This is a genomic window from Streptomyces sp. NPDC023723 (assembly GCF_040639815.1).
In the GTDB taxonomy this organism is placed as follows: domain Bacteria; phylum Actinomycetota; class Actinomycetes; order Streptomycetales; family Streptomycetaceae; genus Streptomyces.
In genome coordinates this window covers 262,608-288,385 of the sequence record NZ_JBFAAP010000004.1, presented here as the reverse complement: position 1 = coordinate 288,385, position 25,778 = coordinate 262,608, and the positions used below count along the sequence as shown (strand labels likewise).

Below are 25,778 nucleotides of genomic sequence, written 5' to 3'. Positions count from 1 at the left end.
CTTGGCGGTTATGAGCACTCTTGAGCCCGAGCGCGGGACTGGTACGGGGACCCTCGTAGAGCCGACGCCACAGGTGTCCCACGGCGACGGTGACCACGAGCGCTTCGCCCACTACGTCCAGAAGGACAAGATCATGGCGAGCGCCCTCGACGGCACGCCCGTCGTGGCGCTGTGCGGCAAGGTGTGGGTACCGGGCCGCGACCCGAAGAAGTACCCGGTGTGCCCCATGTGCAAGGAGATCTACGAGTCCATGAGCGGCGGCGGGGACGAGGGCAAGGGCAAGGGCGGCGACAAGAAGTAGCTTCCCGCCGGCTGTTTATCGGTTCCGGCTCCTTATCGGTTCCGGCTTCTTATCGGTTCCGGCTTCTTTCGGTTCGAGAGCCCCCGGGCGTGCGGTGCGCGCGCTCCGGGGGCTCTCGCCTGTCCGGGAAATGGTTCAGACCTCTTGTGGGCATGTGCATGTAGTACTTAGCCTCCATGGTGTTGTGCAGAGCGAAACCGCCATTGCGTATGTTGCAACGCCTGTTCTCGGAGGACCGCTGCATGAAGCTCCCCGTCCGACTGGCTCTACTGCTCACCGTCATCGCCGCCACCGCCTGCGCGCCGGGTACCTCCGGCGGCTCCGGCGGGGACGAGGCGACCGGCACCCTGCGGGTCTGGCTCTTCCAGGAGGTCGGCAACCAGCCCAAGGAGAAGGTCGTCGACGCGGTGGTGGCCGGCTTCGAGAAGGCGCACGCCGGCACCGACGTCACCGTCGAGTACATCCCCGTGGAGACCCGCGCCCAGCGCATCAAGGCCGCCTTCAACGACCCCGGCTCCGCGCCCGACGTCGTCGAGTACGGCAACACCGACACCGCCGGCTATGTCGCGGACGGCGGACTCGCCGACGTCACCGCCGAGTTCGGCGCCTGGGACGAGGCGAAGGACACCGACCCGACGGCCCGCCGGTCGGTCACGGTGGACGGCAAGGTGTACGGCGCGCCGCTCTTCGTCGGCGTCCGCGCCCTGTACTACCGCACGGACCTCTTCGCGGAACTGGGCCTGGAACCGCCCCGGTCGCTGGCGGAACTGGCCGCCACCGCCAGGAAGATCCGGGCCGCCGAACCCGGCCTGTACGGCCTCGCCGTCGGCGGCGCGTACACGTACGGCGCGCTGCCGTTCCTGTGGGCCCACGGCGGCGACCTGACCGACCTGGACAGCGCGGCCTCGCGCGCGGGCATCGAGGCGTACACCGACCTCTTCGGCGACGCCAACTGTCCCGCCGCGAAGTGCGCCGGGATGGGCGGCAACGACACGGTGACGGCGTTCGCCGCGGGCAAGGCCGGGATGGCGATCGGGGGCGACTTCAGCCATGCCGCCGTGCAGGCGGGGGCGGTGCGCGGGAAGTACGCGGTGGTGCCGCTGCCGGGGGTGGCGCCGGGGTCGATCGCGCCGGCCTTCGCGGGCGGCAACAACGTGGGCGTGCTGCGGTCCACGTCGCATCGCACGCTGGCCGTGGACCTGATGAAGCGGCTCGCCTCGAAGGCGACGCAGCGGGAGCTGTTCGACGCGATGGGGTTCCTGCCGACGTTCGCGGACGTGCGGGGGGAGGTGGCGGCGGCCGAGCCGTTCGTGCGGCCGTTCGTCGAGACGCTGAACGCCGGGACGGAGTTCGTGCCGGTGGCGCCCGGCTGGGCCGAGGTCGACTCGTCGTTGGTGCTGCCGACGATGTACCAGGAGGTCGTGAGCGGCCGCAAGGGGGTCGCCGCGGCGGCGGAGGACGCGGCGGCGAAGATCGGTTCCGCGCTGTGACGGCTGAACCCCGGGTGCGGCTGCGCCCCCCGGGGCAGGCCCGTACCCCCTGGCTGTATCTCGCCCCCGCTCTCGTCGTCCTCGGCGGGCTGCTCGTCTACCCCGTCTACCAGCTCGGGCTGATCTCCTTCCTGGAGTACACGCAGGCCCAGGTGAGCGGCGGGGTGCCCACCAGCTTCCGCGGGCTCGGGAACTACCGCGAACTGTTCGGGGACGCCGAGTTCTGGCGGGTGCTGCTGGCCACCGTGGTGTTCGCCGCTGCCTGTGTGGTGTGCACGCTCGCCGTCGGGTGCGCGCTCGCCGTGCTGCTGACCCGGGTGCGGGCGGTGCCGCGGCTGGTGCTGATGCTGGCCGCGCTGGGGGCCTGGGCGACGCCCGCGGTCACCGGGTCGACAGTGTGGCTGCTGCTGTTCGACCCGGATTTCGGGCCGGTCAACCGGTTTCTCGGGCTCGGCGACCACTCCTGGACCTACGGGCGGTACAGCGCCTTCCTGCTGGTGCTGCTCGAAGTGGTCTGGTGCTCCTTCCCGTTCGTGATGGTCACCGTCTACGCCGGCATCCGCGCCGTCCCCGCCGAGGTGCTGGAGGCCGCCGCGCTGGACGGTGCCTCGCAGTGGCGGATCTGGCGGTCCGTGCTGGCGCCGCTGCTGCGGCCGATCCTGCTGGTCGTCACCATCCAGTCGGTGATCTGGGACTTCAAGGTCTTCACCCAGATCTACGTGATGACCGGCGGCGGCGGGATCGCCGGGCAGAACCTCGTGCTGAACGTCTACGCGTACCAGAAGGCGTTCGCCTCCTCGCAGTACGGCCTCGGTTCGGCGATCGGCGTCGTGATGCTGCTGATCCTGCTCGCCGTGACCCTCGGCCAACTGCGGCTGCTGCGGCGGCGGGGGGAGGAACTGTGAGACGTCCGTGGAGGTTCGCCGCCGAGGCGTCCGCGCTGCTGATCGCGGTCGTCGTCGCGCTGCCGCTGTACTGGATGGTGCTGAGCGCGTTCAGACCGGCCGGGGAGATCGAGTCGAGTTCGCCGCGCCCGTGGACCCTGGCGCCGTCCCTCGACTCGTTCCGGCGGGTGTTCGGGCAGCAGGAATTCGGCCGTTACTTCGGCAACAGTCTGCTCGTCGCGGGGGCCGTCGTGATCGCCTCGGGGCTGATCGCGTTTCTCGCCGCGACCGCCGTGACGCGATTCCGGTTCCGTTTCCGGACCACCTTGCTGATCATGTTCCTGGTGGCCCAGATGGTGCCCGTGGAAGCGCTCACCATCCCGCTGTTCTTCCTCATGCGCGACCTCGGCCAGTTGAACACCCTCGGGTCGCTGATCCTGCCGCACATCGCCTTCTCGCTGCCCTTCGCGATCTGGATGCTGCGGGGTTTCGTGAAAGCCGTGCCCGAGGCCCTGGAGGAGGCCGCCTACCTGGACGGGGCGAGCCGGGCGCGATTCCTGTGGCAGGTCCTTTTCCCGCTGGTCTTCCCGGGCCTGGTGGCCACCAGCGTGTTTTCCTTCATCTCCACCTGGAACGACTTCCTGTTCGCCAAGTCGTTCATCATCAGCGACACCTCGCAGTCGACGCTGCCGATGGCGCTGCTGGTCTTCTACAAACCGGACGACCCCGACTGGGGCGGCGTGATGGCCGCGTCCACGGTGATGACGATTCCGGTGCTGGTCCTCTTCGTACTCGTGCAACGGCGGCTCGTCTCCGGCCTCGGCGGAGCGGTCAAGGATTGAGGTTCGTATGTCGGTCGAATTCGGGTTCGTGCCACAGGTGCGGAGCGCGGTCGCGGGCGCGACCGGGAGCGGGGTGCGGCTGGGACCGGCGACACGGCTGGTGGCCGGGGCCGGTACCGAGGGGGTCGCGCGCCGGCTGCGGGCGACGCTCGGCGCGGCGACCGGGCTGGCGTTCGCGCAGGGGGACGGGCCGGAACGGATCGAGCTGGCCATCGACCCGGCGCTGCCGGCCGAGGGCTACCGCCTCGGCACCGGCGAGTACCCGGTGCGGATCCGGGGCGGCAGCGCGGCCGGGGTGTTCTGGGGCACCCAGACCCTGCGGCAGCTGCTCGGGCCGGACGCCTTCCGACAGGCCCCGCTGCGGCCGGGCCGGGACTGGGAACTGCCCGCCGTCGACGTCGCGGACGCCCCCCGGTTCCGCTGGCGCGGCCTGATGTTGGACGTGGCCCGGCACTTCATGCCCAAGGACGGCGTGCTGCGCTATCTCGACCTGATGGCCGCGCACAAACTCAACGTCTTCCACTTCCACCTCACCGACGACCAGGGCTGGCGGATCGAGATCCAGCGGTACCCGAAGCTCACCGAGACCGGCGCCTGGCGTTCCCGCACCAAATTCGGCCACCGCGCCTCACCGCTGTGGGACGACAAGCCGCACGGCGGTTTCTACACCCAGGACGACATCCGGGAGATCGTCGCCTACGCCGCCGAACGGCACATCACCGTCGTCCCCGAAATCGACGTCCCCGGCCACTCGCAGGCCGCCGTCGCCGCCTATCCCGAACTCGGCAACACCGACGTCGTCGACACCGCCGCGCTCGGCGTCTGGGACACCTGGGGGATCTCCCCGAACGTCCTCGCCCCCACCGAGAACACGCTGCGTTTCTACGAGGGTGTGTTCGAGGAACTCCTCGATCTCTTCCCCTCGGAGTTCATTCACGTCGGCGGCGACGAATGCCCCAAGGAACAGTGGCGCCGGTCGGCGACCGCGAAGGCGCGGATGGCGGATCTGGGGCTGGCCAACGAGGACGCTTTGCAGGCGTGGTTCATCGGGCACTTCAGCACCTGGCTGGCCGCGCGCGGACGCCGGCTCATCGGCTGGGACGAGATCCTGGAGGGCGGCCTCGCGCCCGGCGCCGCGGTCTCCTCCTGGCGCGGCTACCAGGGCGGCATCGCCGCCGCGCGCGCCGGACACGACGTCGTCATGTGCCCCGAGCAGCACGTCTACCTGGACCACCGGCAGCACGGCGGCGCCGACGAACCGGTGCCGATCGGGTTCGTCCGCACCCTGGAGGACGTCTACCGGTTTGAACCCGTTCCACCGGAGCTGACGGCGGCGGAGGCCGGGCGGGTGCTCGGCACCCAGGCCAACGTCTGGACCGAGGTGATGGAGAGCCCGGCCCGGGTCGACTACCAGGCCTTCCCGCGGCTCGCCGCCTTCGCCGAGGTCGCCTGGAGCGCGCTGCCCGCCCCGGCGGACCGGGACTTCACCGCCTTCGAGCACCGGATGACCGGCCACTACGCGCGACTTGACGCCCTGGGCGTCGGCTACCGGCCGCCCACCGGACCCCGGCCGTGGCAGCGGCGCCCCGGGGTCCCCGGCCGCCCGATCGAGGGGCCGCCTCCGAACAAGTGACTCAAACCGCCCATCTCTTCCGCGAGGTGGGCGAATGCCTCCTAGCGGACCCCCGCGTCCGGGTGCTGCGATGATGTGCCAGAGTTGCCACGTCCGCCCTGTCAGCACGTACCGTACGGCGCACGGGCGGGACCAGTGGGACAGCGGGAAGGGGCAGCGGTTTGAGTACGCACGCACCGCAGGCGGCGCAGGCCGTCACGCTGCCCACAACACTGGACGAGGCCGTCGGCGCGCTCGCCGAACGCCCCGCCGCCGTGCCGGTCGCGGGCGGCACCGACCTGATGGCCGCCGTCAACTCCGGCCAGCTCAGGCCCGCCGCGCTGGTCGGCCTCGGCCGGATCAGCGAGATCCGCGGCTGGCAGTACCAGGACGGCCACGCGCTGCTCGGCGCCGGACTCACCCACGCCCGCATGGGCCGCCCCGACTTCGCCGCCCTCATCCCGGCGCTGGCCGCCGCCGCGCGCGCCGCCGGACCGCCGCAGATCCGCAACGCGGGCACGCTGGGCGGCAACGTCGCCTCGGCCGCCCCGACCGGCGACGCGCTGCCGGTGCTGGCCGCCCTGGAGGCGACCCTGATCATCGCGGGCCAGGGCGGCGCCCGCCGCGAGATCCCGGTCTCCCACCTGCTGGCCGGCGTGGAGATGCTGCGGGCGGGCGAACTCATCGGCTACGTCCGGGTGCCGCTGCTGCACGCCCCGCAGGTCTTCCTCAAGGCCACCGGCCGCACCGGCCCCGGGCGCGCGGTCGCCTCCGTGGCGCTGGTCCTGGACCCGGCCCGGCGCGGGGTGCGGTGCGCGGTCGGTGCCATAGCGCCGATGCCGCTGCGCCCGCTGGAGGCCGAGCAGTGGGTGGCGCAGCTCATCGACTGGGACAACAACCGCGCGATCGTCCCGGAGGCACTGGCCGCCTTCGGCGAGTACGTCGCCGCGGCCTGCATCCCGGACCCGGCGCCCGCCGAGGACGGGTCCGTACCGCAGCTTCCGCCCGCCGTACTGCACCTGCGGCGCACCGTGGCCGCGCTGGCCCGACGAGCACTGGGGAGGGCGCTGTCGTGACCGACGACCAGCAGGGAGAGGGCACGCCCCAGGGCGGCGGCAGCCGCTGGGACCCGCTGCCCCAGGGCGACTACGACGACGGCGCCACCGCCTTCGTCCAGCTCCCCGAGGGCGGCATCGACGCCCTCCTGGACGCCGCCGGCAGTCCGCTCGCGGCGCCCGGCCACGGCTTCGTGCCCCCGCAGATCACGGTCGCCCCCGCCGCCGGCACCGACCCCGCCGACACCGGCGGCTGGCCGATGCCGTCGGCACCGGTGGACGGCACGCAGTGGCAGGCACCAACGCCGGGCCAGCCGTCGTACGGTGACCCGGACGCCGCCCAGCAGTACGGGAGCGCGGACCCGGCGCAGGCGTACGGCGCGGCGCGGCAGGACCCGTACGGGACGGCCGGGCACGGGCAGTACGGGGTCGGCGCCCCGTACGCGGGGCACGATCCGCACGCGGCACAGGACGACCGGTTCGCCTACCACCCGGGCGCCACCAGCCAGTGGGACTTCGGTGAGGCGGTCGCCGAGGAGCAGGGCGCGCCCGCGCCCGGCCACGACGTGACCGGACAGTGGTCCATCCCGGTGGCCGGCGGCGACCTGCCGGACGAGTCCGGCGAGTTCACCACGTCGTCCCTGGTCGAGCAGTGGGGCGGCACCCCGCCGGCCACCCTGCCGGGCGGCGCGCCCGCCCCGTGGGCGACCCAGGCGGCGGGCGCGCCGTGGGGCGCCCGGGCCGGGGAGCCGGAGACCGGCTTCGGTCCGGAGTACGGCGCCGGTGCCCGCGCGGACTTCGGTCCCGACTACGGCGCGCAGGGCATCCAGGAGGCCGCCCCGGAGGCCGGCGCGGAAACGGTTCAGGGCGGTGCTCCGGCGCCGCAGCCGCAGGCGTTCCCCGAGGAGCAGGCGTTCGCGGAGGAGCAGTCGTTCGCGGAGGGGCAGGGGTACCCGGACGAGCAGCGGTACCACCAGGAGCAGCAGCGGTACGCGGAGGAGCAGCGGTACTCGGACGGGCGGCGGTTCGCGCCGGAGCAGCCGGGCCCGGACGAGCGGACGTATCCGCAGGGGCAGGCGTTCCCGGACGAACGGCCGTTCCCGGACGTACGGCCCTACCTGCGGCCCGCGGCCGAGGCCGGCGGCGAGTCCGTCGCCGGGCCGGTGGCCGAGTCCGGTGCCGAGCCGGTGCCCGGCGGGACGGTGACGGACGAGGCCCAGGGGGCGCAGGGAGCCCAGGAGACCCAGGGAGTCCAGGAGGCCGCTGAGGGCCCCGCTGAGCCGCCCGAGGCACCGGCCCCGGCCGACGCGGCCGAGACCGCGCCCGAGGCCGCCGAGGAGCCCGTGCCGCCCGTCGCCCCGGCGCGCGAGGCCCCGTCCCCGGAGCCGGCGGCCGAACCCGACGCGCGGGACGCGACCGAGACGGCGACCGAAGCCGAGCCGGACCCGGACACCGAGGCGGCGACGGAAGCGGAGGCGGAGGCGGCGGAAGCCGATCCCGCGCCCGATCCCGATCCCGTGCCCGAGTCCGACTCCGAACCCGGCCCGCCGGACCCCGCCCCCGAGGAGCCCGAGGGCGCCGACGGCCCCACGCCTCCCGGCCCCCTCCACGAGGAACACCCCCTCGCCTCCTACGTGCTGCGCGTCAACGGCACCGACCGGCCCGTCACCGACGCCTGGATCGGCGAGTCGCTGCTCTACGTGCTGCGTGAGCGGCTCGGCCTCGCGGGCGCCAAGGACGGCTGCTCGCAGGGCGAGTGCGGCGCCTGCAACGTGCAGGTCGACGGCCGCCTCGTCGCCTCCTGCCTGGTCCCGGCGGTGACCGCGGCGGGCAGCGAGGTCCGTACCGTCGAGGGCCTGGCCGCCGACGGACAGCCCTCCGACGTACAGCGCGCGCTGGCCCGGTGCGGGGCGGTGCAGTGCGGGTTCTGCGTGCCCGGCATGGCGATGACCATGCACGACCTGCTGGAGGGCAACCCCGCCCCGACCGAGCTGGAGACCCGCCAGGCGCTCTGCGGCAACCTGTGCCGCTGCTCCGGCTACCGCGGTTTCCTGCGGGCCGTCGACGAGGTGGTCGCCGAGCGCGAGGCGAGCGCCGAGGCGGACGCGGACGCCGCGGAGGCCGGCGAGGCCCGTATCCCGCACCAGGCCGGTCCCGGCGCCGGCGGCGTCAACCCGTCGGCGTTCGACCCCCAGGGCTCAGCCGGCCCGCACCCCCGGGAACCGCACGACCACCCCCACGACCACCCCCACGGCCAGGACGACGGAGGCCAGGCGTGAGCAACGAGGCAGCCACCGCCCAGGCCGCGGCGACCACGGAGACCGCCCCCGCCCCCGAGCCCCTCGCGCACGGCCTCGGCGCCTCCCTGCACCCGGCCGACGCCCGCGCCAAGACCGAGGGCACCTTCCCCTACGCCGCCGACCTGTGGGCCGAGGGCCTGCTCTGGGCGGCCGTGCTGCGCTCCCCGCACCCGCACGCGCGGATCGTGTCCGTCGACACCACCCACGCGCGCGAGATGCCCGGCGTACGGGCGGTCGTCACGCACGAGGACGTGCCGGGCGCCGCGCTGCACGGACGCGGCAGAGCCGACCGGCCGGTCTTCGCCGCCGAGGTGGTACGGCACCACGGCGAGCCCATCGCCGCCGTCGCCGCCGACCACCCGGACACCGCGCGGATGGCGGCGGCGGCCGTCATCGTCGAGTACGAGGTGCTCGACCCGGTCACCGACCCCGAGCAGGCGTTCGAGGCGGAGCCGCTGCACCCCGACGGCAACCTGATCCGGCACATCCCGCTGCGGCACGGTGACCCGGAGGCGGCCGGCGAGGTCGTCGCCGAGGGCCTGTACCGCATCGGCCGCCAGGACCCCGCCCCGATCGGCGCCGAGGCGGGCCTCGCCGTGCCCCGCCCGGACGGCGGCGTGGAGCTGTACCTGGCCTCCACCGACCCGCACACCGACCGGGACACCGCCGCCGCCGCCTTCGGGCTGCCGCCCGAGCAGGTCAAGGTCGTCGTCACCGGCGTGCCCGGCGCCACCGCCGACCGCGAGGACCAGGGCTTCCAGCTGCCGCTCGGCCTGCTGGCGCTGAAGACCGGCTGCCCGGTGAAGCTGACCGCCACCCGCGAGGAGTCCTTCCTCGGTCACGTGCACCGCCACCCCACCCTGCTGCGCTACCGCCACCACGCGGACGCCGAGGGCCGGCTGGTCAAGGTCGAGGCGCAGATCCTGCTCGACGCGGGCGCGTACGCCGACACCTCCGCCGAGGCGCTGGCCGCCGCCGTCGCCTTCGCCTGCGGCCCCTACGTCGTCCCGAACGCGTTCATCGAGGGCTGGGCGGTGCGGACCAACAACCCGCCGTCCGGGCACGTGCGCGGCGAGGGCGCCATGCAGGTGTGCGCGGCGTACGAGGCGCAGATGGACAAGATCGCCAAGAAGCTGGGGCTGGACCCGGCCGAGGTGCGCCTGCGCAACGTCCTGGCCACCGGTGACGTGCTGCCCACCGGCCAGACGGTGACCTGCCCGGCGCCGGTCGCGGAACTGCTGGCAGCGGTACGCGACTTCCCGCTGCCCGCGCTGCCCAAGGACACGCCCGCCGACGAGTGGCTGCTGCCCGGCGGCCCCGAGGGCGCGGGCGAACCGGGCGCGGTGCGCCGGGGCGTGGGCTATGGCATCGGCATGGTGCACATGCTCGGCGCGGAGGGCGCGGACGAGGTCTCCACGGCGACGGTGAAGGTGCAGAACGGGGTGGCGACGGTGCTGTGCGCCGCCGTCGAGACCGGGCAGGGGTTCGCCACGCTGGCCCGGCAGATCGTGCAGGAGACGCTCGGCATCGACGAGGTGCACGTCGCGCCCGTCGACACCGATCAGCCGCCGGCCGGTCCGGGCTGCCGGGGCCGGCACACGTGGGTGTCGGGGGGTGCGGTGGAACGGGCGGCCAAGATGGTCCGTACTCAGTTGCTGCAGCCCCTCGCCCACAAGTTCGGGATGTCCACCGAGCTGTTGCAGATCACCGACGGCAAGATCACCTCGTACGACGGGGTGCTGTCCACGACGGTCACCGAGGCGCTGGACGGCAAGGAGCTGTGGGCCACCGCCCAGTGCCGGCCGCACCCCACCGAGCCGCTGAACGAGTCCGGTCAGGGCGACGCCTTCGTCGGCATGTCGTTCTGCGCGATCCGCGCGGTGGTGGACGTGGACATCGAACTGGGTTCGGTACGGGTGGTGGAGCTGGCGGTGGCCCAGGACGTCGGCCGGATCCTCAACCCCGCCCAGCTGACCACCCGGATCGAGGCGGGCGTCACCCAGGGCGTGGGCATCGCGCTGACCGAGAACCTCCGTACCCCGCGCGGTCTGATCCGCCACCCCGACCTCACCGGTTACGCCCTCCCGACCTCCCTGGACACCCCGGAGATCCGGATCGTGAAGCTGGTGGAGGAGCGGGACGTGGTCGCGCCGTTCGGCGCGAAGGCGGTCAGCGCGGTGCCGGTGGTGGCGTCCCCGGCGGCGGTCGCGTCGGCGGTGCGCGCGGCGACCGGGCGTTCGGTGAACCGGCTGCCGATCCGGCCGCAGGCGGCCGTGGTCACCGAGGGCTGACCGGTTCCGCACCCGCGCGCGGAGCAACGCGCGCGGCGCCCGGCGCGTCCTACCCGGTGGACCCCGGTGGACGGGGAACCAAGGTTCGCGCGCAGTGGCGTTGTCAGTGCCGTCGTCAGTGGCGTTGTCAGTGGTGCCGCGTAGTGTGCGAAGCAGTGGGGACGGGCGGCACGGCCGGACCCGCCTACGGGCACACAGACATCCGGGGGACACCATGCGCGGGGCGACGAGCGATACGACGATCAGCACGACCGTCCGGCCGGCGGTGTCCCTGCTGACCCTGGTGCGGGACGCGACGTCGGTGCCGGACCCGAGCTGGGCCCGGGGCGCCGGGCGGCGGGCGCCGGCCGGGAGCGAGATGTCGCTGCTGTGGAAGACGTCGGTGCTGATCGGCTGCCTGCTGCTGGCCACGAGCCGCCGTACGGCGCCGGCCGCGGACCTGCCGTACCGCTTCCTGGACCGGGAGTTCGGCCGCGGCCGGGTGTCCCGCTTCGAGGAGGTCGACTTCCCCTCCTGCCTCACCCACGAGCCCACCCGCCGCTTCCTGCGCGAGACCGGCCTGCCGGACGAGGCGTTCCCCTTCCGGCTGGCGCAGGACGGCGACATGCCGCTGCCGACGCTGGCCGAGTGCGCGCCGGACGACGACCGCCCCGCCGTCCTCCCCACCGGGGCGGACCGCCTCGTCCGCCTGGGCGCTCTGGCGGACGGCGCCGCGGTCGTCCTGGACGCCGGCACGGGCGCCGTCCTGACCTGGGACCGCCCCACCGGCACCCTGACCCCGCTGGCCCCGGACCTCCCCGCCTTCATCCTCACCCTGTGGGCCCGGCACCGGGCGGCGTGCGTCAGCCGGCCGTGAGAATCCGCACGCCGAGCGCGGTGAGCCGCTCGATCACCGGATCGTCGGGACCCGCGTCGGTGATCAGTCCGCTCGCGCCCTCCCACGACAGCACACGGAACCGGGAGGCCGTGCCGATCTTCTCGGAGGACGCGAGGACGTAGGTGTCCGCGGCCCGCGCCGCCAGCGCCCGCTTCATCGCCGCCTCCTCGGCGTCCCCGGTGGTCAGCCCCGCCTCGGGGTGCACGCCGGTGACACCGAGCAGGCAGAGGTCGGCGGAGACGTACTGCGCGGCCTCCACCGCGGCGGCGCCGCAGGTGACCGCCGAGTGCTTGAAGACGCGGCCGCCGAGCAGGAACAGCTCGGCGCGCGGATGGCCGAGCAGCGCGGCGGCGATGGTCGGGCTGTGGGTGATCACGGTGCAGTCCAGTTCGGACGGGAGCGCGCGGGCGACGGCGAGCGCGGTGGTGCCGCCGTCGAGGATCAGCGCGCTGCCCGGCCGCACCAGCCCGGCGGCCACCGCGGCGACCTTCCGCTTGCCGTCCGGGGCCAGCTCCTGCCGGGCGGCGTAGTCCACCACGGCGGGGGAAACGGGCAGCGCGCCCCCGTACACCCGCTGGCACAGCCCCTCGGCGGCCAGGTCGCGCAGGTCGCGCCGCACGCTGTCCTCGGAGATGTCCAGTTCGGCGGCGACGTCCTTGGCGACGACCTTGCCCTCGCGGGCCAGCAGCCCGAGCAGATGGGCACGCCGTTGAGCAGCCAGCATGCGTACTCCTTCACGATCATGCACGTTATTGCATGTATCGTAACGCCCATGACCGCTACTGACAGACCGCTGCTGATCCTGATCGCCGGCCCCTACCGCTCCGGCACCGACGGCGACCCGGGCGCCATGGCCGCCAACCTCGCCCGGCTCGAAGCCGCCGCCTGGCCGGTCTTCGCCGCCGGCCATGTGCCGATGATCGGGGAGTGGGTGGCCCTGCCCGTCCTGCGCTCCGCCGGCGCGGGCCCCACCGACCCCCTCGCCGACGAGGTCCTCCATCCGGCCGCCGACCGGCTGCTGGCCCACTGCGACGCGGTACTCCGGCTGCCCGGCGCCTCGGCCGGCGCCGACCAGGACGTCGCCACCGCACACCGCCGCGGCCTGCCCGTCTACCACGACGTGACGGAGCTCCCGCACCGCACCGCGCTCGAACGGGAGGAGGCCGCGTGACCCCCCGCCCCGGCATCGACGTCCCCGACCACCGCGGCCGCACCGCCCTCGACCGGGCCGGCCGCGACCTGACCCGCAACCCCGACGTCGTCGTCCGCGACGTCGAACTGACCTCCCGGGGCTGGCACGTGCTGCGCCGCACCACCTTCGACCTGCGCCGCCGCGACGGCCGCTGGCAGCGGCAGCAACGGGAGACCTACGACCGCGGCAACGGCGCCGTCGTCCTGCCCTACGACACCACCCGCGGCACCGTCCTGCTCACCCGCCAGTTCCGCTACCCGGCCTACGTGAACGACCACCCCGACGGCATGCTGATCGAGGCGGCGGCCGGACTCCTGGACGCCGACGACCCGCCCGCCGCGATCCGCCGCGAGGCCGCCGAGGAACTGGGAGTCACCCTCGGCCCGCTCACCCACGTCCTGGACGCCTACATGAGCCCCGGCTCGGTCACCGAACGCCTGCACTTCTTCGCCGCGCCCTACACCCCGGCCGACCGCACCGGCCCCGGCGGCGGCCTGGAGGAGGACGGCGAGGACATCGAAGTACTCGAACTGCCCTTCCCCGACGCCCTCGCCATGACCCGCGACGGCCGCATCACCGACGGCAAGACCGTCCTGCTCCTGCAATGGGCGGCCCTGCACGGGCCGTTCGCGGCGAAAGTGGAGGCCGTGGCGGGGATCGAACCCGCGTAACTCGCTTTGCAGGTTTGTCAGTCCTGGTCGGGGGATGGTCCGGCTGCGTTCGCCGGGGTTCATTCCCATACGGATGCTGTGTCGGCCCGGGGTGGCTGAACGGCCCTGGACGGCCGTGTACGGCGATGAACGAGACGGAAACTGAGACGGGCGCGGTCCCCCTCGGAAATCCGATCACAGCGTCCGGTGACGTCGGGTGGCAAGCGGCCCGCCTCTCTGATGCCTGCTGTCGCGCCCGAGCCTCGACCCTCCGAGCTTCAGCATGCTGCCTGTAGACGATCCTCCGACAGCGTCCATCGAGGTCGACTCGACGCTTATCGACGCTTACCAATGGCTGACCAGCACGCCATCGGTCAGCATCACATCGCTCTGACCTGCAATTATGCTTCTGAGTGAAGACGGCACACGCCGCTTATCGAGTGGCTATCGTTGTGGGTATGACAGTGACAGCCACTGCGGAGGAGCACCTCGCGACCGGCGACTCCATCAACGAGCAGCAGAACGCCGGTATCCCCCTGGACGCCACCGCAGCTCAGATGGGGATCACCCCCAACTGGGCCACGAAGCTTGCGTGGCTGTCGCGAACCTTCGCGCCTGCCGACCGCGAAGCGATCGGGGCCAAGAACCTGGCCAGTCTCCGGATCACGCATCTGGAGGCGATCGCAGGGCAGCAGGAGCACCTCCGAGTCCCGCTCCTGATAGCGGCAGCCGAGGAGCGGCTGTCCGTACGGGATCTCAGGAAGCGGGCAGCCGGACTCCGAGGCAGCCGAGAGGCGGCGGACCGGTCTAGGGAAATGGTGGAGCGGTCCGGTGGACCAGATGCGATGCGGAGCACGGAACGTGCGTTGACGCGATACGCCAGGATGCCGAAGGATCAACTTCTGCGGATCTATACGGGGAAATCGGGGCAGTACATCGCCGGTGTCATTCGGGCAGCCCACCAGCTGGAGGCCCGTATCACTCAAGAGGGTGGCGAAACCCTCAGCGCGTCACCTAATGACGGAAACCTCATCTAGGAGATTTAGACAATGGCCCTCGAAGTAATCGAAACCGGTCGGCATGTACCTTTGGGTGAGATCGCCGAGTCCCCGCAGAAAGTCCGTCGGGAAACTGTCGAGCAACGCCTTGACGACCTCGCGAAGAGCATCAAAGAACACGGTCAGATTCACGCCGTATCTCTTCTCCAGGACGGCAGCGAACCTGCGGGTAAGTACGAACTGATCAACGGCCACCGTCGCTATCAGGCAGCACGCCGCGGTGACATGGAAACACTGCGGGCCAACATCTACCGCATTCCGGCGGGGGAGGAGAAGAACAAAGACCTGCTGATCCAGCAGCATCTGTACGCGGCGAACATGGCTGAGCCGCTCATCCCCGTGGAACGTGCGCGTATGTTTGTGTCGCTGATGGAGCACTACAGTATGAGCGTCGAGCAGGTTGCGAATTGCTTCGAGGGTGAGACCGCGGAGTCAGTGGCGGAAGCAATGAAGTACCTCGCTATCGACCCGGTAGTGCTCGATGTGATCTCTGCTCATCCGGAGAAGTTTTCCGAGGGGCACATTCGCGTACTCGCTGAGTTTTCCTCTCCGGATAAGCGAGCTTGGCGGATGAAGCCGGAAGAGCAGCTTCGAGTGGCGCGGGAAGTTGCCGAACAGAAAGACAAGCTAGTCGCAGCGGACCCGCGCAAGCTCGAAGAGCGTGTCAAGAGCGTCGTTAAGCTCCGGCGCGAGCAGGAGCGCGCCAAGAATGAAAAGGAAAAGGTCAAGAAGACACAGGCTGACCCGGTCAAGGTGCTCTTCAGGGCGGTTGAGGCCATGGAGAGTGCCGTACGCGGTCTCCGTGACGTTGACCTCCTTTCCATTAAAGAGATCGATGCAGGTGACAAAGGCGACCTGATTAAGCGCCTGTACGATTCCGTGCAGTCGCTTGACGACTTCGCGAATGAGCGGCTGCCCAAGCTTCATACTTCCCGGAAGACCGCCCAGTGAGTGAAATGCAAGGGCTGAGCAATCCAGGTGCCACGCGGCGGCTTCAAGTTAACCCGGACACACTTAGGCTCGTCCCGGCGGAAAAGCGTGAATTCTGGGAGAAGCTCGCAGAAGACGTCGAAATAAATATTGCGAGCCAGTTCGGCAAGCGTTGGACCATGCTTGCCACCCTCGCAGTGATTCTCGCTACGCCAGACGAGACTTACGAGGATGTTGCACACGCTCTGAATCGCTCACCCGGAGCGATTCGGTACCGGCGGCAAGCAATGATTCACCTGTTGCGCGACGAACACTCTGCCGGCGACCGCGTTGAGGCGTACAGAAGCGATCCCAAGAAATTTCACAAGTACAGCGACTATTCACAAGTTGCTGAAGCTCTTGAGCACTTGGGGTACTTTGACTTGCCAGTCCGGGAACAATTCGCGCTTGCGGTACCTCTGGGGCAACCAAGCAAGAGTTGGCGTGGTGACGGTTCGTCCGCGGCACTAGCGCAGAGAAGAGGCCGCGACGGTTCACTTAAGGACGAGGTGCGTCGACTACTAGATGAAGCTCGGAATCGGAACACTTCCTCCTAGCTCAATTTCCCATAGCGGCTCATCGTTCTTCCGGCGGGCTGTTGCCGTTGGCCAGCGACGCCACACGGTGTCATGGGTCCCCGTGCCGCGTCGGGTGGTGCCGGGTTCGGCGACTCTGTCAACCCTCACCCACGTGAACCACGGTCCGCTCCACTGGCCCGCGTTCGTGTGGGCGGGCTGCGTACAGGTTTGCAAGGATGCGGAACCGCGAGACGGTATACGGCCGTTCGGCTGCCGCGGTACGAAGTGCAGTGCTGAGAACGCTGTCATAGCCGGGCCGTAGGCTTCAGCTATGGAAAAGGGAGCCATCTCGCGGGACGACGTTCTGAAGACCATGCAGGAGTACGACGAGCTGGGGGGACCGGAGTTCCTCAGCCTGTACGGCTTCAAAGCAGCCAGGAAGTTCCTCATCCTGCACGATGGCAAGGAGTACGACTCCAAGGCGATCGCGGCCGTAGCTCACAAGCACCGGCACGGCAGGCCCCTCACTTGGCAAGAGCTAAGCGGAGGTGTAGGCCACGCCGTTGACTGGCTCAAGCGCGAAGGGTTCAAGATCGGTGTATCGCGTAGCCCGAAGTGGACGCGCGACGAACTGATTCTCGCTTGTGACGTCGTCGCGCGGAACGGCTGGCAGGGCTTGTCTGCCTCCGACCCGCGCATCGGGGAGCTGTCCGAACTCCTTCAACTTCTGGGTGCCTACCCTCCGGAAGAGCGCGCGGCTGAGTACCGTAACTGCAACGGCGCTGCCTTCAAGACACTGAACATTGCCAGCTTCCATCCGGACTACCAGGGCACCCCGACGAACGGCGGGCAGCTGGACCGCGAGGTGTTGCGGGACTTTCTTGAACGCCCGGCGGAGATGGCGCGGGCTGCGGCACTGCTGCGCGAGGGGTTGCGCTCTGGGACTCTTCAGCCCGTGCTCCCCGAGGGCGACGACACCGATGACGATGAGGTCAGCGCGCCTGAGGGGCGCGTGCTCTACCGCCGCCACCGCACACGCGAACGGAACAAGGCGCTCCGCGCGAAGAAGATCGCCGCTGTCCTCAAAAAAGGCGGCACTCTGGCATGCGAAGTGTGTGACTTCGACTTCAGCGCGGTCTACGGCGAGCGTGGACAGGGCTACATCGAGTGCCACCATGTGGTGCCGCTCCATGAGGCAGGGGAAGGCACGACGAGGCTTGCAGACCTCGCCCTGATCTGCTCGAACTGCCACCGCATGATTCACCGCTGCGCGCCTTGGCCCACGCCGGCAGAACTGCGCGCGTTGGTGCAGGAGCAGGCTGGGGTAAGGGCAGCGGCGGTGCCGAGGCCGCGGCTGGAGGCGGCCGACGCGCACCCCCTTGGCACCTGAGCGATGTCCAGGCGCACGGAATCCGGTGCGGCCAGGTTTGCACAACTCGTTAGGGGTTGCTCCCAACACGCTTTCCAACTGTCCGCATGGCCGGCCGCGGCGTTCGCAGGGCAGGTCAGAGGGGGTGCGCGTACGGCGGTGAACGGTGGAGGCCGTCGGCGTACTGGACAAAGACCAGGACAACGAGCGGTGCCGATGAACAACGGGTAGCCAAGTCAGGGAACTTGCAGGTGGTGTCGCTGTCCGATGGCTACATTGGCGCAATGGAATCCGCAGCTTTTGGCGGCAGTGATGGGCGGGGTCCCTCTGCCGCGACGATGATCATTGAAGCGTTCGAGGTGATCACGGCTGTTCTGGCGAGCCTTCGAGCGTTGTTCAACGAAGGGGCACGCGCGGTAAAGGCTTGGAAGTCTTTCCGCCGAGCATGGGACTGACATGACTGTGGCCCACCTCCAACGAGGTGGGCCACAGTCATGTCAGGGGTCAGGACGGAAGGAACCCCGGCTTCTCCCTGCCTAGATCTTGCAGGTGGTTCAGGTAGTCCTGTGCAGCCGGTTCGGTGCTGTAGCGCTGCCTCATGACGGCCGCGAGTTCTCGACTGGTCATGATCAGGGACGGGACAGACTGACGCTCGCCCTGTAGGGCGCGTTCGCCATGGATGAGTGCTTGTTCGAGGTCGCCCTCTCGCGCTGCGGTGACCCCCAGGGTTACCCGCGCTTCGGCGTTCCGCATGGGTGACCGCTCCGTGCCGTCGAAGTCAGTTCCCGCACGCAGAACCTCTTCCGCGAGTGTTCGCGCAAGCCGGTCTTCCCCAACCAGCCGATAGCAGTCCATCGCGTAGAAATCGAACTTGGAGGGGTCGACGACAAAGTGGTTGTCCAGGTTCTCGGGATACGGCATCCCCTCTAGCAGCCGGCGCCCCTTGTCGAGGGCCACCTCAACCTGCCGACGGTCCCCAAGCCGCGCCCATGCCTTGGCTTCCTGACCGGCGAGCTGCACGGCGACGCCATGGTGTGCTGCGGTCTCTGCCCCGGCTTGCGCTGCCGCGATGACCCCGCGATAGTCGCCGGTCGTGAGGGCGAACCAGGCCCGCATCTCGTGTGCCCACCCCGCCACTTCGGGATGGTCGGACTCGGTCGCGAGTGAGAGAGCGGCACGCCGCGTCGACTCGGCTGCGTGGCGGTCCCCCGTGTCGTACTCGACACAGCCGACCAGCAAGGCGAGCCAACCCGACAGCGCGAGCACCTCGCGATGCTGGGCAAGCGTGAGGCTCTTCGTGTGCAGGTCAACAACGCGGCGAAGCCACTGCCGACCCTCGATAAGAAGCTGGGCGCTCGGCATGAACGGGTACTCGGAGCAGAGGCGGTCCGTTGTGATCCGGAGGGCATCGAGCGTCGCGCTGTCGACGTCGGACCGGTTCAGGCGACTCACGATCTCCAGAGTCTCCATGCCGCTCGCTGCCAAGATCTCCTTGTCTCCGTCCCGGCGAGACGGAGCAGGGAAGAGGGCATGTGTCACCGTGCCGAATGTGGCCGCGATGATCGGTTGATAGAAGTCGTTCGGTGCCTGGCCGGACTCCCAGCGCTTCCACTGGCGAATCATGCTGTCCTCTGCCGGCAGCTCCGTGGGGGCGTGCGCACGCAGGGCCCTGACCGCGTCACGCTGTGACCAGTCGCGCGCCTGTCGTTCGGCGGCGATGCGCCGCGCCCATGCGGGCCTGTCGTCAGTCATGCGCTCTCCCTCTGAGTGCCTACCCCGAGTCTCGTGCGCGGACAGGGGGGACAGGGAAGGGGACAAGGGGGTGTCACTGGACATGTCCCCACCCCCCCTTCGCCGTCCCCTGGCTGTCACTTACCTCACACACTCCGTTACTCCCATGCTGGTTGCAGATCAAGCGCCACCCGGTGCGGAGCGGCTCTCCAGCGCTTCGAGCCGTTCTGTCAACGCCTTGAGTTGGGAGCGGATTTCCTTGATGTCATCGCGGACGTCGTCACCCGGGGCAGACCCGTCGCTGACGAAGTTGCCCAGGTTCCCCGCCGACACGATCAGCCCTTCGGTCCGGAGTGCGGCTAGCCCGTTCTGGATGGTCTGGCTGGCGTACCCGAAGCGGTCTATCAACTCTCGCTGAGACGGGAGTTTCTCCCCCGGCTTCATCCTCTTGATGTCGTCGCGGAGCGCGTCCGCGACCTGCACTGCCTTCGGCTTAGGCCCTCCTGTGACAGTCATGCCTTGAGGGTACCCACCACAGCGAACTAGTGCGCATCACCCCACGAGGGTTGTGCACCACAGCAGACTAGTGCAAGCTAGTTAGCGAGGGGTCGCCCCGATCCAACGGGGAGACCGCTTGACCTGCACTACCGCACGACAAGGGGCCCGGGACAGAGCGGGCCGAGGGACCCGGACCCCTGGTCAACCGGAGGGCTTAGACCGAAAGGTCACGTCTCCATACGCCTGAAACGGGAGCCCGTGTTCCCGAAGGAGACAGCGCACCACCTCGCACCACCGCCCGCTGCTCGCGCAGCGTTGGACCTCGTTCCCGGCACGGCGGCACTCCCGGACAGGACAGCCCGCCGCGCCCGATCTCTCCATCCCGACACAGCCAAGGAGTTCATCCGTGACCGAGCGCGTCTTCGTCTCCGAGACCTTCGAGACCATCCGCTACACCGCTGACGTCGTCGTCACCACGACCGACGGGTACGTCCTGCTGATCGAGCGCGGCTGGGACCCGTTCAAGGGCCAGTGGGCGCTGCCCGGCGGTCACGTCGACCCCGGTGAGACGAGCCGCGCCGCCGCTGCCCGTGAACTCGCCGAAGAGGCCGGCGTTCACGCGGCACCGGAAGAGCTGGACCAGATCGGCACGTTCGACCAGCCCGATCGTGACCCGCGCGGCAGGTACGTCACCGTCGCCTACCACCTGACCGTCATCCCCGGAACGACCGTCGAGGCCGGTACCGACGCGACCAACGCCCAGTGGTGGCCCCTGAGCGACCTGCCGCCGCTCGCGTTCGATCACGCCGACATCCTCCGCGCGCTCATCATCCCCACCATCTGACCCCGTTCTTCGCGGGGTGGTCGCACTCCCGGACAGGACAGCCGACCGCCCCGCGCCCTTCCCGACGTTCCAAGGAGAGATCCACCATGCGTATGCGCACTTTCGTGGCCGGCCAGGAAGCGCACGGCGACATCGAGTTCGCGGAACTGGCGCTCGGCATCGACGTCGACCTGTTCCGGGGCCCGCTGGAGTTCGAGACGGACGGCGAGCGTGCCGCCCGTGAGGACGCGGCCCGGGACGTGCTCGCCGACCTGGTCGCGATGGGCGAGGCCGGTGACGAGATCGCCGGTTGGGACGCCCTGTACGCCGACGCGCTGACCCGTACGGTGCCGTTCCTGCGTTCCGTTCGTGGCCACCGGGCGGGGACGGGGGAAGCGGCATGAGCGCCGTGACGCAGAACCTGACGGCCGCGCACGCTGAGGTTAAGGCGGAGATCGCGCGGACCGATGCCAAGACGGCGCTGTTGCTGGCGTTCGTCGGGGCGGTGCTGGCCGGCGCGTGGACGGTCGCCCGTGACCTGCCGCTGAACGTCCCCGCCTACGTGGCGGGCGGGTTGGGGCTGGCGCTGCTGGTCGGGGCGGCTGGTCTGCTGCTGCGGTCGGTGCGCCCGAACCTGGGCGGCCGGCACGGCTTCCCGCTGTGGGCCACGCTCACCCCGGAGCAGATCACCGACACCGCCGCGTCCCGGGACCTCGCCGCCGACATTGCGGGCCTGGCCCGGCTGGCGGTCGCCAAGTTCACGTGCCTGCGCCGCGCGGTCGACCTGACGTGCGCGGGTGGCGCTCTGCTGATCCTGTCCGTCGTGTTCGCCCTGGGAGGTGCGGCATGAGCGAGACCCGTAAGCCTCTGACGAAGGTTCAGATCGGTGTGCTGACGGCCGCGTTCGTGCCGATGCTGGCCACGGGCGTGGTCGGCGGTATCGGCACGTACAGCAACATCGGGCACGCCTACGGCACCGGTACCGCGCTCGGTGCGCTCGGTGCGGGCGAGGGTGCGACGGCGGTGCTCGCCCTGGTGTTGCTGGGTCTGACCATGCTGGGCCAGTCCTCGCCGCGTGTCGTGCGGGCGGGGCTGTGGGCGTTGCCGGCCGCCGCCGCCGTCATGGGCGCCATGGCCGCGCCGGACCCGGGCCGCACCGTCGTCTACGCCCTCACCCCGATGGGCATGTCCGTCTCTGCGGAGGGCATGGCGTTCCTCGCCCGCCGGATCGTCGTCCACACCGACGGCCGCGACGCGGAGAACGAGCGGCGCACCGCCGACGTCGTGCAGGCTCTCGCCTACCACCGGGCACGCGCCGCCCACCACCCGGTGAGCCGGGTGCGGAAGCGGTCCGATCGGGCGTCGTGGCGACTGGCCCGCAGGGTCGGGGTCGGGGACGCGGCACTCGGATCGAGGCTGCTGGATGTCCAGCGCGACCGGATCAGCGACGGCGCGGACGCGGCCCTTGGCTCGATGTTCGGCACCGCCGCCCCGATCCTTCCCGCTGTCACAAATGCGGAGGAATCGACAGGAAACAGTCGAGAACGGTCTACCTCTGACCTGCCTGTATCGACCCCGGCCACGGTCGTCCTGACTCGGCTTCCGGTCCCCGACCCGGCGCCGGTCGACCTCGGAAAGTCGGGCACCGGGGTGAAGCCGATGCCCGCCGTCGTCCCGGCGGTGAAGCCGGTCCCGATCGCCCCGACGCCCGCCCGTTCGGTCCTGCCCGCGTCGACCGCGCCGCGTCGGGCGACGGGCCGTGTCCCGGTCGCCGCCAAGTCGACCCGCACCCGCCGCACTCCCGATCAGCTCATGGCGGAAGCGCGGAAGGCGACGGCCGGATGGACGGACGCTGAGGTGACCGGGGAGGGCATCCGCCGGGCCCTGCGCACCTCGCCCGCCAACGCCCGCATGCTGCGTGACGCTCTGCTCGCCGAACGCGCCGCCGGGGCGGTGACGCCGTGAACACCCTCGCCGCGCTCTTGGCGGCGGTGCCGCCCGTCATCGGGTGGGCGGTACATGCCCGGTGGCTGCACAACCGGCTGACCACCGCCCGCCGTGACCCGCTCACCGGGTTGTGGACGCGGGACGCGTTCACCCGGCGGGCCCGCCGCCTGCTGCGCGACCCGCGCGCCGTGGTCGTGCTGGCGGACGTCGACCACTTCAAGCAGATCAACGACACCCACGGCCACGCGGCCGGTGACGTGCTGCTCTCCACTGTCGCCGCCCGCCTCGCCCACGGCACCACCCCCGGCGGGGTGGCGGGACGACTCGGTGGGGACGAATTTGCCGCCGTCGTCGTCGACCGCGACGGCACGATGGCCGACCGGTTGCACACCCTCGCCCGCGTCCTCGCCCGGCCGGTCGACACGGCCCCCGACGTGCACACCACCGTGTCCCTGGGGTGGGTACGGGCCGCCGACCACCCGGGCGATGACCTGTCCGCGCTGCTGCGCCGCGCCGATGAGGCCATGTACGTGGCCAAGCGCTCGGGGCGGTCCGGTCCTCGCCGGGCCCGTCTCGGGCGGCTGCTCGGATCGGTGGCCGGTCGTCGTCCCGGACGGCGCGGCGCGGCATGAGCACGTTGCCCGTCTTCCGGTGGCACCTCGCCCCGGACGGCTACGCCACCCGCCGCCAACTGCGGGCCCGCGACCTGCGGCCCGGAGGGCAGGACGTCGCCGCCCAGCTCGAACGCCCCCGGCGGCGGGGTCGCCCGCCGCTGGTCGCCTACCTGTACCGCGTCGACCTCGCCAAACCGGTCCGGCCGATGACCCCGGCCCGGTGGCGGGCCCACGCCGCGATGATGCGCGCCCGCCGCACCTGCCCCGAGTGTCACCGGGACGCCGGATACGTCATCCCGCCCACGCTCGGATCCTGCGTGACCTGCGCGTTTCCCGAGGAACAGCGCGCTGCGTGACCTGCGAGGGGTACAAACCGTACCCCTCCGCGAGGGGGCAGGATTCCTACCCCTTACCGCCCAGTAGGGCCCTCACCATCACTGCACCGGGTCCGGCCGCCCGACCTTCCACAGCAAGTCGGCCGGACCCTTCGACTCCCGAAGGAGTGCGTACATCGTGACGGAAACCACCGCCTTCACGCCCGCCGGGGACCCGGAGGGCGTCGAACAGCCGACGGCCGACATCGTGCCGTTCCCGCTGAAGAAGAAGACCGACCCGGCCGCGCCGACCGGCGAGGGGCCGGTCAAGCCGGGGGAGTGGGAGGCCGAACTCCCCGACACCGACGACCCCGAGGCCGACGGCCTGACCGAGGGCGCCCCGGTCGACCCGCCCCGCGAGGTCTACCCGCCCTCGGTGGCGGAGTGGATGGAGGCGCGCGACAAGGCCCGGATGCCGGTGCTTCCGGACTGGGTGAAGCTCCCTGACCAGCGCACGGCCGTCCGCAAGTGGGCCGTCCGGCACTACTCCGCCGTCGCCGGCTACCACGCCGTACGCCTGCCGCTGGTCTACACCCCGAAGATCTGCGCCTACTCGCCGCGCGGCGCGTGGCGGTGGTCGACCGCGATCGGCCGATGGGTGGCCGACGCGGAGGGCAAGCCGCTGCGCCTCGCGGCCGTGGCGGAGGAGAACGCGGCGGACTACCTGAAGCTTTCCCGCCAGCGCAACGACCGCGTCCGACTGCGCGGGATCGTCGCCACGCTCGGAGGGTTCATCGGCCTCGCCGCCGCGCTCACCCTGTACGTCATGGCGCCGTCGTGGCTGCTCATGCTGGCCATGGCCGCGCTGACCACCTCACTCGGTGTGGTCGGGGCGCCAGCGGACCGGCCGTTGATCGACCTGGCCAAGGTGACGTTCCGCAAGCGCAAGCTGTCCTCGGACATCGTCATTCGCGCGCACGAGGCGTCCGGCCTGACCACGAAGGATCAGACGATCGCCTTCCCCCGGCCGATCGGCCGGGACGGCGACGGCTGGCGCGTGGTGGTCGATCTGCCGTACGGCAAGACGTTCGAGGACGCGGTGAAGGCGCACGCGCGTCTCGCGTCCGGTATGGACATCGCCCCGACTCAGCTCTTCCTGGACAAGGATGAGACGAGTGGGCGGCGGGTGTCGTACTGGATCGCCGACCGTGACCCGCTCGCCGTCCCCTCTGGCAAGTCCCCGCTGTTGGGGGCGACGCGGGTGGACTTCTGGAAGCCGTTCCCGTGGGGTGTCGATGAGCGGGGCAACCCGGTCATGGCCACGATGTTGTGGCTGTCGTTGCTGGTAGGCGCCGTGCCGCGTCAGGGCAAGACGTTCTCCGCTCGCACGATCGCCCTCGCCGCCGCGCTGGACCCGTACGTGCGCCTGTACGTGTTCGACGGCAAGGCGTCGCCGGACTGGCGGGCGTTCACCAAGGTCGCGCACCGCGTCGGGTTCGGCATCGTGCCGAAGAACGGCGTCGACCCGGTTCAGCACCTGCTCGCCTCTCTGCGGGAACTGAAGGCGGACGTCGAAGACCGGTACCACCGGCTCTCCGAACTGCCGCTGCACATCTGCCCGGAGGGCAAGCTCACCCCGGAGATCAGCCGGGACAAGAACCTGAACATGCCGCTCACGCTGTTCGTGGTGGACGAGGTACAGGAGTACCTGACCCACCCCGAGCACGGCAAGGAGATCCTGTCCCTGCTGGTCTACCTCGCCCGGGTCGCCCCGGCCGTCGGTGTCTCGGTGATGACCGCGACGCAGAAGCCGGACGACAAGGCGTGCCCCTCGAAGCTGCGTGACCAGCACCAGGCCCGGTTCGCCCTGCGGGTCGGCGCCTACCAGGTCTCGGACACCATCCTCGGTGCGGGCTCGTACTCGGAGGGGCTGGACGCGTCCAAGCTGCTCAAGTCCCACAAGGGCGTGGGTCTGCTCAAGGGCATGTCCGACGACTCCGGGATCGTGCGCACCTACCTCGCCGACGGCCGCGACGCCGAACGCGTCCTGAGCCGCGCCGCCGCGCTGCGCGAGGCCGAAGGGACGCTGTCCGGCGACGCGGCCGGGGAGGTCCCGGCGCCGGAGACGTCCGCGACGATCCTCGACGACGTCGCGGCCGTGCTCGGCAAGGGCGAGACCAAGGTGTGGTCGGAAACGGTCGTGGACCGGCTCGCCGCCCTGCGCCCGGAGGTCTACGGGCCGTGGGTGGAGCTGGAGGCCAAGCCCAAGGCGGAAGCGCTCACCGCCGCGCTCAAGCCGTTCGGCATCGGCACGGTGCAGATCAGCCGGCGCATCGACGGCGAACAGGTCAACAAGCGCGGCATCAAGCGCGACGACATCGCCGCCGCGATTACGCAGCGCAACCAGAAGAGGGACGCCGGATAGGTCTCACAGCCTGCTACC

The 25,778-nt window shown here is 70.8% G+C and carries 25 protein-coding genes; 22 read left to right on the top strand and 3 right to left on the bottom strand.

What is annotated here, in order from left to right; all coding sequences use genetic code 11:
- Positions 1–10: 10 nt before the first annotated feature.
- From AB0G32_RS08100 to AB0G32_RS08060, 9 genes are all read left to right on the top strand, one after another.
- Positions 11–301: a DUF3039 domain-containing protein gene (locus AB0G32_RS08100; protein ID WP_361159822.1), complete on the top strand. Its 291-nt coding sequence runs from the start codon at positions 11–13 to the stop codon at positions 299–301.
- A 242-nt stretch (positions 302–543) separates the two neighbouring features.
- Positions 544–1,791, top strand: coding sequence for an extracellular solute-binding protein (locus AB0G32_RS08095; RefSeq protein ID WP_361159819.1), 1,248 nt, complete (start codon positions 544–546; stop codon positions 1,789–1,791).
- Complete coding sequence (locus AB0G32_RS08090) at positions 1,788–2,696, top strand: sugar ABC transporter permease (RefSeq protein ID WP_361159816.1); 909 nt, start codon at positions 1,788–1,790, stop codon at positions 2,694–2,696. The genes AB0G32_RS08095 and AB0G32_RS08090 overlap by 4 nt, the downstream gene beginning before the upstream one ends.
- Positions 2,693–3,517, top strand: coding sequence for a carbohydrate ABC transporter permease (locus tag AB0G32_RS08085; RefSeq protein WP_361159814.1), 825 nt, complete (start codon positions 2,693–2,695; stop codon positions 3,515–3,517). Before AB0G32_RS08090 ends, AB0G32_RS08085 begins: the two co-directional genes overlap by 4 nt.
- 7 nt (positions 3,518–3,524) lie before the next feature.
- Positions 3,525–5,150 (top strand): beta-N-acetylhexosaminidase, encoded by a 1,626-nt coding sequence (locus AB0G32_RS08080; RefSeq protein ID WP_361159811.1) that lies wholly within the window; start codon positions 3,525–3,527, stop codon positions 5,148–5,150.
- Between the two features lie 161 nt (positions 5,151–5,311).
- Positions 5,312–6,205 carry an FAD binding domain-containing protein gene (locus AB0G32_RS08075; RefSeq protein WP_361159808.1) on the top strand — a complete coding sequence of 298 codons (894 nt, stop codon included), beginning with the start codon at positions 5,312–5,314 and terminating at the stop codon, positions 6,203–6,205.
- Positions 6,202–8,463 carry a 2Fe-2S iron-sulfur cluster-binding protein gene (locus tag AB0G32_RS08070; protein WP_361159805.1) on the top strand — a complete coding sequence of 754 codons (2,262 nt, stop codon included), beginning with the start codon at positions 6,202–6,204 and terminating at the stop codon, positions 8,461–8,463. The genes AB0G32_RS08075 and AB0G32_RS08070 overlap by 4 nt, the downstream gene beginning before the upstream one ends.
- Positions 8,460–10,775, top strand: a complete 2,316-nt coding sequence (locus AB0G32_RS08065; RefSeq protein ID WP_361159802.1) for a molybdopterin cofactor-binding domain-containing protein — start codon at positions 8,460–8,462, stop codon at positions 10,773–10,775. The genes AB0G32_RS08070 and AB0G32_RS08065 overlap by 4 nt, the downstream gene beginning before the upstream one ends.
- Positions 10,776–10,989: 214 nt before the next feature.
- Positions 10,990–11,631 carry an SUKH-4 family immunity protein gene (locus AB0G32_RS08060; RefSeq protein WP_361159799.1) on the top strand — a complete coding sequence of 214 codons (642 nt, stop codon included), beginning with the start codon at positions 10,990–10,992 and terminating at the stop codon, positions 11,629–11,631.
- Here AB0G32_RS08060 and AB0G32_RS08055 read toward each other — a convergent pair.
- Complete coding sequence (locus AB0G32_RS08055) at positions 11,618–12,376, bottom strand: DeoR/GlpR family DNA-binding transcription regulator (protein WP_361159796.1); 759 nt, start codon at positions 12,374–12,376, stop codon at positions 11,618–11,620. The genes AB0G32_RS08060 and AB0G32_RS08055 overlap by 14 nt on opposite strands.
- Positions 12,377–12,424: 48 nt before the next feature.
- Here AB0G32_RS08055 and AB0G32_RS08050 point away from each other — a divergent pair, with 48 nt between their 5' ends.
- From AB0G32_RS08050 to AB0G32_RS08025, 6 genes are all read left to right on the top strand, one after another.
- Positions 12,425–12,823 carry a DUF4406 domain-containing protein gene (locus AB0G32_RS08050; protein ID WP_361159793.1) on the top strand — a complete coding sequence of 133 codons (399 nt, stop codon included), beginning with the start codon at positions 12,425–12,427 and terminating at the stop codon, positions 12,821–12,823.
- Positions 12,820–13,515 carry an NUDIX domain-containing protein gene (locus tag AB0G32_RS08045; protein ID WP_361159790.1) on the top strand — a complete coding sequence of 232 codons (696 nt, stop codon included), beginning with the start codon at positions 12,820–12,822 and terminating at the stop codon, positions 13,513–13,515. The genes AB0G32_RS08050 and AB0G32_RS08045 overlap by 4 nt, the downstream gene beginning before the upstream one ends.
- 437 nt (positions 13,516–13,952) lie before the next feature.
- Positions 13,953–14,531 (top strand): hypothetical protein, encoded by a 579-nt coding sequence (locus AB0G32_RS08040; protein ID WP_361159787.1) that lies wholly within the window; start codon positions 13,953–13,955, stop codon positions 14,529–14,531.
- A gap of 12 nt (positions 14,532–14,543) precedes the next feature.
- Positions 14,544–15,503, top strand: a complete 960-nt coding sequence (locus AB0G32_RS08035; protein ID WP_361159784.1) for a ParB/RepB/Spo0J family partition protein — start codon at positions 14,544–14,546, stop codon at positions 15,501–15,503.
- A gap of 867 nt (positions 15,504–16,370) precedes the next feature.
- The gene (locus AB0G32_RS08030) at positions 16,371–17,429 is read left to right on the top strand and encodes an HNH endonuclease (protein ID WP_361159781.1); all 1,059 of its coding nucleotides are present in this window, start codon (positions 16,371–16,373) and stop codon (positions 17,427–17,429) included.
- A 230-nt stretch (positions 17,430–17,659) separates the two neighbouring features.
- The gene (locus AB0G32_RS08025; RefSeq protein WP_361159778.1) at positions 17,660–17,863 is read left to right on the top strand and encodes a hypothetical protein; all 204 of its coding nucleotides are present in this window, start codon (positions 17,660–17,662) and stop codon (positions 17,861–17,863) included.
- 49 nt (positions 17,864–17,912) lie between these two features.
- On the opposite strand, the gene AB0G32_RS08020 is transcribed toward AB0G32_RS08025, so the two are convergent.
- The gene (locus AB0G32_RS08020) at positions 17,913–19,160 is read right to left on the bottom strand and encodes an XRE family transcriptional regulator (RefSeq protein WP_361159775.1); all 1,248 of its coding nucleotides are present in this window, start codon (positions 19,158–19,160) and stop codon (positions 17,913–17,915) included.
- A gap of 159 nt (positions 19,161–19,319) precedes the next feature.
- On the bottom strand, positions 19,320–19,655 hold the full coding sequence (locus AB0G32_RS08015) for a winged helix-turn-helix domain-containing protein (protein ID WP_361159772.1): 336 nt from the start codon (positions 19,653–19,655) through the stop codon (positions 19,320–19,322).
- 388 nt (positions 19,656–20,043) lie between these two features.
- Here AB0G32_RS08015 and AB0G32_RS08010 point away from each other — a divergent pair, with 388 nt between their 5' ends.
- The 7 genes from AB0G32_RS08010 to AB0G32_RS07980 all read left to right on the top strand — a co-directional run bounded on the left by AB0G32_RS08010 (position 20,044) and on the right by AB0G32_RS07980 (position 25,760).
- Positions 20,044–20,481 (top strand): NUDIX hydrolase, encoded by a 438-nt coding sequence (locus tag AB0G32_RS08010; protein WP_361159769.1) that lies wholly within the window; start codon positions 20,044–20,046, stop codon positions 20,479–20,481.
- A gap of 92 nt (positions 20,482–20,573) precedes the next feature.
- Complete coding sequence (locus AB0G32_RS08005) at positions 20,574–20,864, top strand: hypothetical protein (RefSeq protein WP_361159968.1); 291 nt, start codon at positions 20,574–20,576, stop codon at positions 20,862–20,864.
- Complete coding sequence (locus AB0G32_RS08000) at positions 20,861–21,310, top strand: Pycsar system effector family protein (protein ID WP_361159766.1); 450 nt, start codon at positions 20,861–20,863, stop codon at positions 21,308–21,310. Before AB0G32_RS08005 ends, AB0G32_RS08000 begins: the two co-directional genes overlap by 4 nt.
- Positions 21,307–22,425, top strand: a complete 1,119-nt coding sequence (locus AB0G32_RS07995; protein WP_361159763.1) for a conjugal transfer protein — start codon at positions 21,307–21,309, stop codon at positions 22,423–22,425. Before AB0G32_RS08000 ends, AB0G32_RS07995 begins: the two co-directional genes overlap by 4 nt.
- On the top strand, positions 22,422–23,039 hold the full coding sequence (locus AB0G32_RS07990) for a GGDEF domain-containing protein (RefSeq protein WP_361159760.1): 618 nt from the start codon (positions 22,422–22,424) through the stop codon (positions 23,037–23,039). Before AB0G32_RS07995 ends, AB0G32_RS07990 begins: the two co-directional genes overlap by 4 nt.
- Complete coding sequence (locus AB0G32_RS07985; protein WP_361159757.1) at positions 23,036–23,377, top strand: RRQRL motif-containing zinc-binding protein; 342 nt, start codon at positions 23,036–23,038, stop codon at positions 23,375–23,377. The genes AB0G32_RS07990 and AB0G32_RS07985 overlap by 4 nt, the downstream gene beginning before the upstream one ends.
- 157 nt (positions 23,378–23,534) lie before the next feature.
- On the top strand, positions 23,535–25,760 hold the full coding sequence (locus tag AB0G32_RS07980; protein ID WP_361159754.1) for a cell division protein FtsK: 2,226 nt from the start codon (positions 23,535–23,537) through the stop codon (positions 25,758–25,760).
- The last annotated feature ends 18 nt before the right edge of the window (positions 25,761–25,778 follow it).

What these genes read in the sequence shown, in the direction of transcription:
- AB0G32_RS08100 (WP_361159822.1), top strand. Translation starts at nt 11, where the DNA reads ATGAGCACTCTTGAGCCCGAGCGCGGGACTGGTACGGGGACCCTCGTA.
- AB0G32_RS08095 (WP_361159819.1), top strand. Translation starts at nt 544, where the DNA reads ATGAAGCTCCCCGTCCGACTGGCTCTACTGCTCACCGTCATCGCCGCC.
- AB0G32_RS08080 (WP_361159811.1), top strand. Translation starts at nt 3,525, where the DNA reads ATGTCGGTCGAATTCGGGTTCGTGCCACAGGTGCGGAGCGCGGTCGCG.
- AB0G32_RS08060 (WP_361159799.1), top strand. Translation starts at nt 10,990, where the DNA reads ATGCGCGGGGCGACGAGCGATACGACGATCAGCACGACCGTCCGGCCG.
- AB0G32_RS08055 (WP_361159796.1), bottom strand. Translation starts at nt 12,376, where the DNA reads ATGCTGGCTGCTCAACGGCGTGCCCATCTGCTCGGGCTGCTGGCCCGC.
- AB0G32_RS08050 (WP_361159793.1), top strand. Translation starts at nt 12,425, where the DNA reads ATGACCGCTACTGACAGACCGCTGCTGATCCTGATCGCCGGCCCCTAC.
- AB0G32_RS08040 (WP_361159787.1), top strand. Translation starts at nt 13,953, where the DNA reads ATGACAGTGACAGCCACTGCGGAGGAGCACCTCGCGACCGGCGACTCC.
- AB0G32_RS08035 (WP_361159784.1), top strand. Translation starts at nt 14,544, where the DNA reads ATGGCCCTCGAAGTAATCGAAACCGGTCGGCATGTACCTTTGGGTGAG.
- AB0G32_RS08030 (WP_361159781.1), top strand. Translation starts at nt 16,371, where the DNA reads ATGGAAAAGGGAGCCATCTCGCGGGACGACGTTCTGAAGACCATGCAG.
- AB0G32_RS08020 (WP_361159775.1), bottom strand. Translation starts at nt 19,160, where the DNA reads ATGACTGACGACAGGCCCGCATGGGCGCGGCGCATCGCCGCCGAACGA.
- AB0G32_RS08015 (WP_361159772.1), bottom strand. Translation starts at nt 19,655, where the DNA reads ATGACTGTCACAGGAGGGCCTAAGCCGAAGGCAGTGCAGGTCGCGGAC.
- AB0G32_RS08005 (WP_361159968.1), top strand. Translation starts at nt 20,574, where the DNA reads ATGCGCACTTTCGTGGCCGGCCAGGAAGCGCACGGCGACATCGAGTTC.
- AB0G32_RS08000 (WP_361159766.1), top strand. Translation starts at nt 20,861, where the DNA reads ATGAGCGCCGTGACGCAGAACCTGACGGCCGCGCACGCTGAGGTTAAG.
- AB0G32_RS07995 (WP_361159763.1), top strand. Translation starts at nt 21,307, where the DNA reads ATGAGCGAGACCCGTAAGCCTCTGACGAAGGTTCAGATCGGTGTGCTG.
- AB0G32_RS07985 (WP_361159757.1), top strand. Translation starts at nt 23,036, where the DNA reads ATGAGCACGTTGCCCGTCTTCCGGTGGCACCTCGCCCCGGACGGCTAC.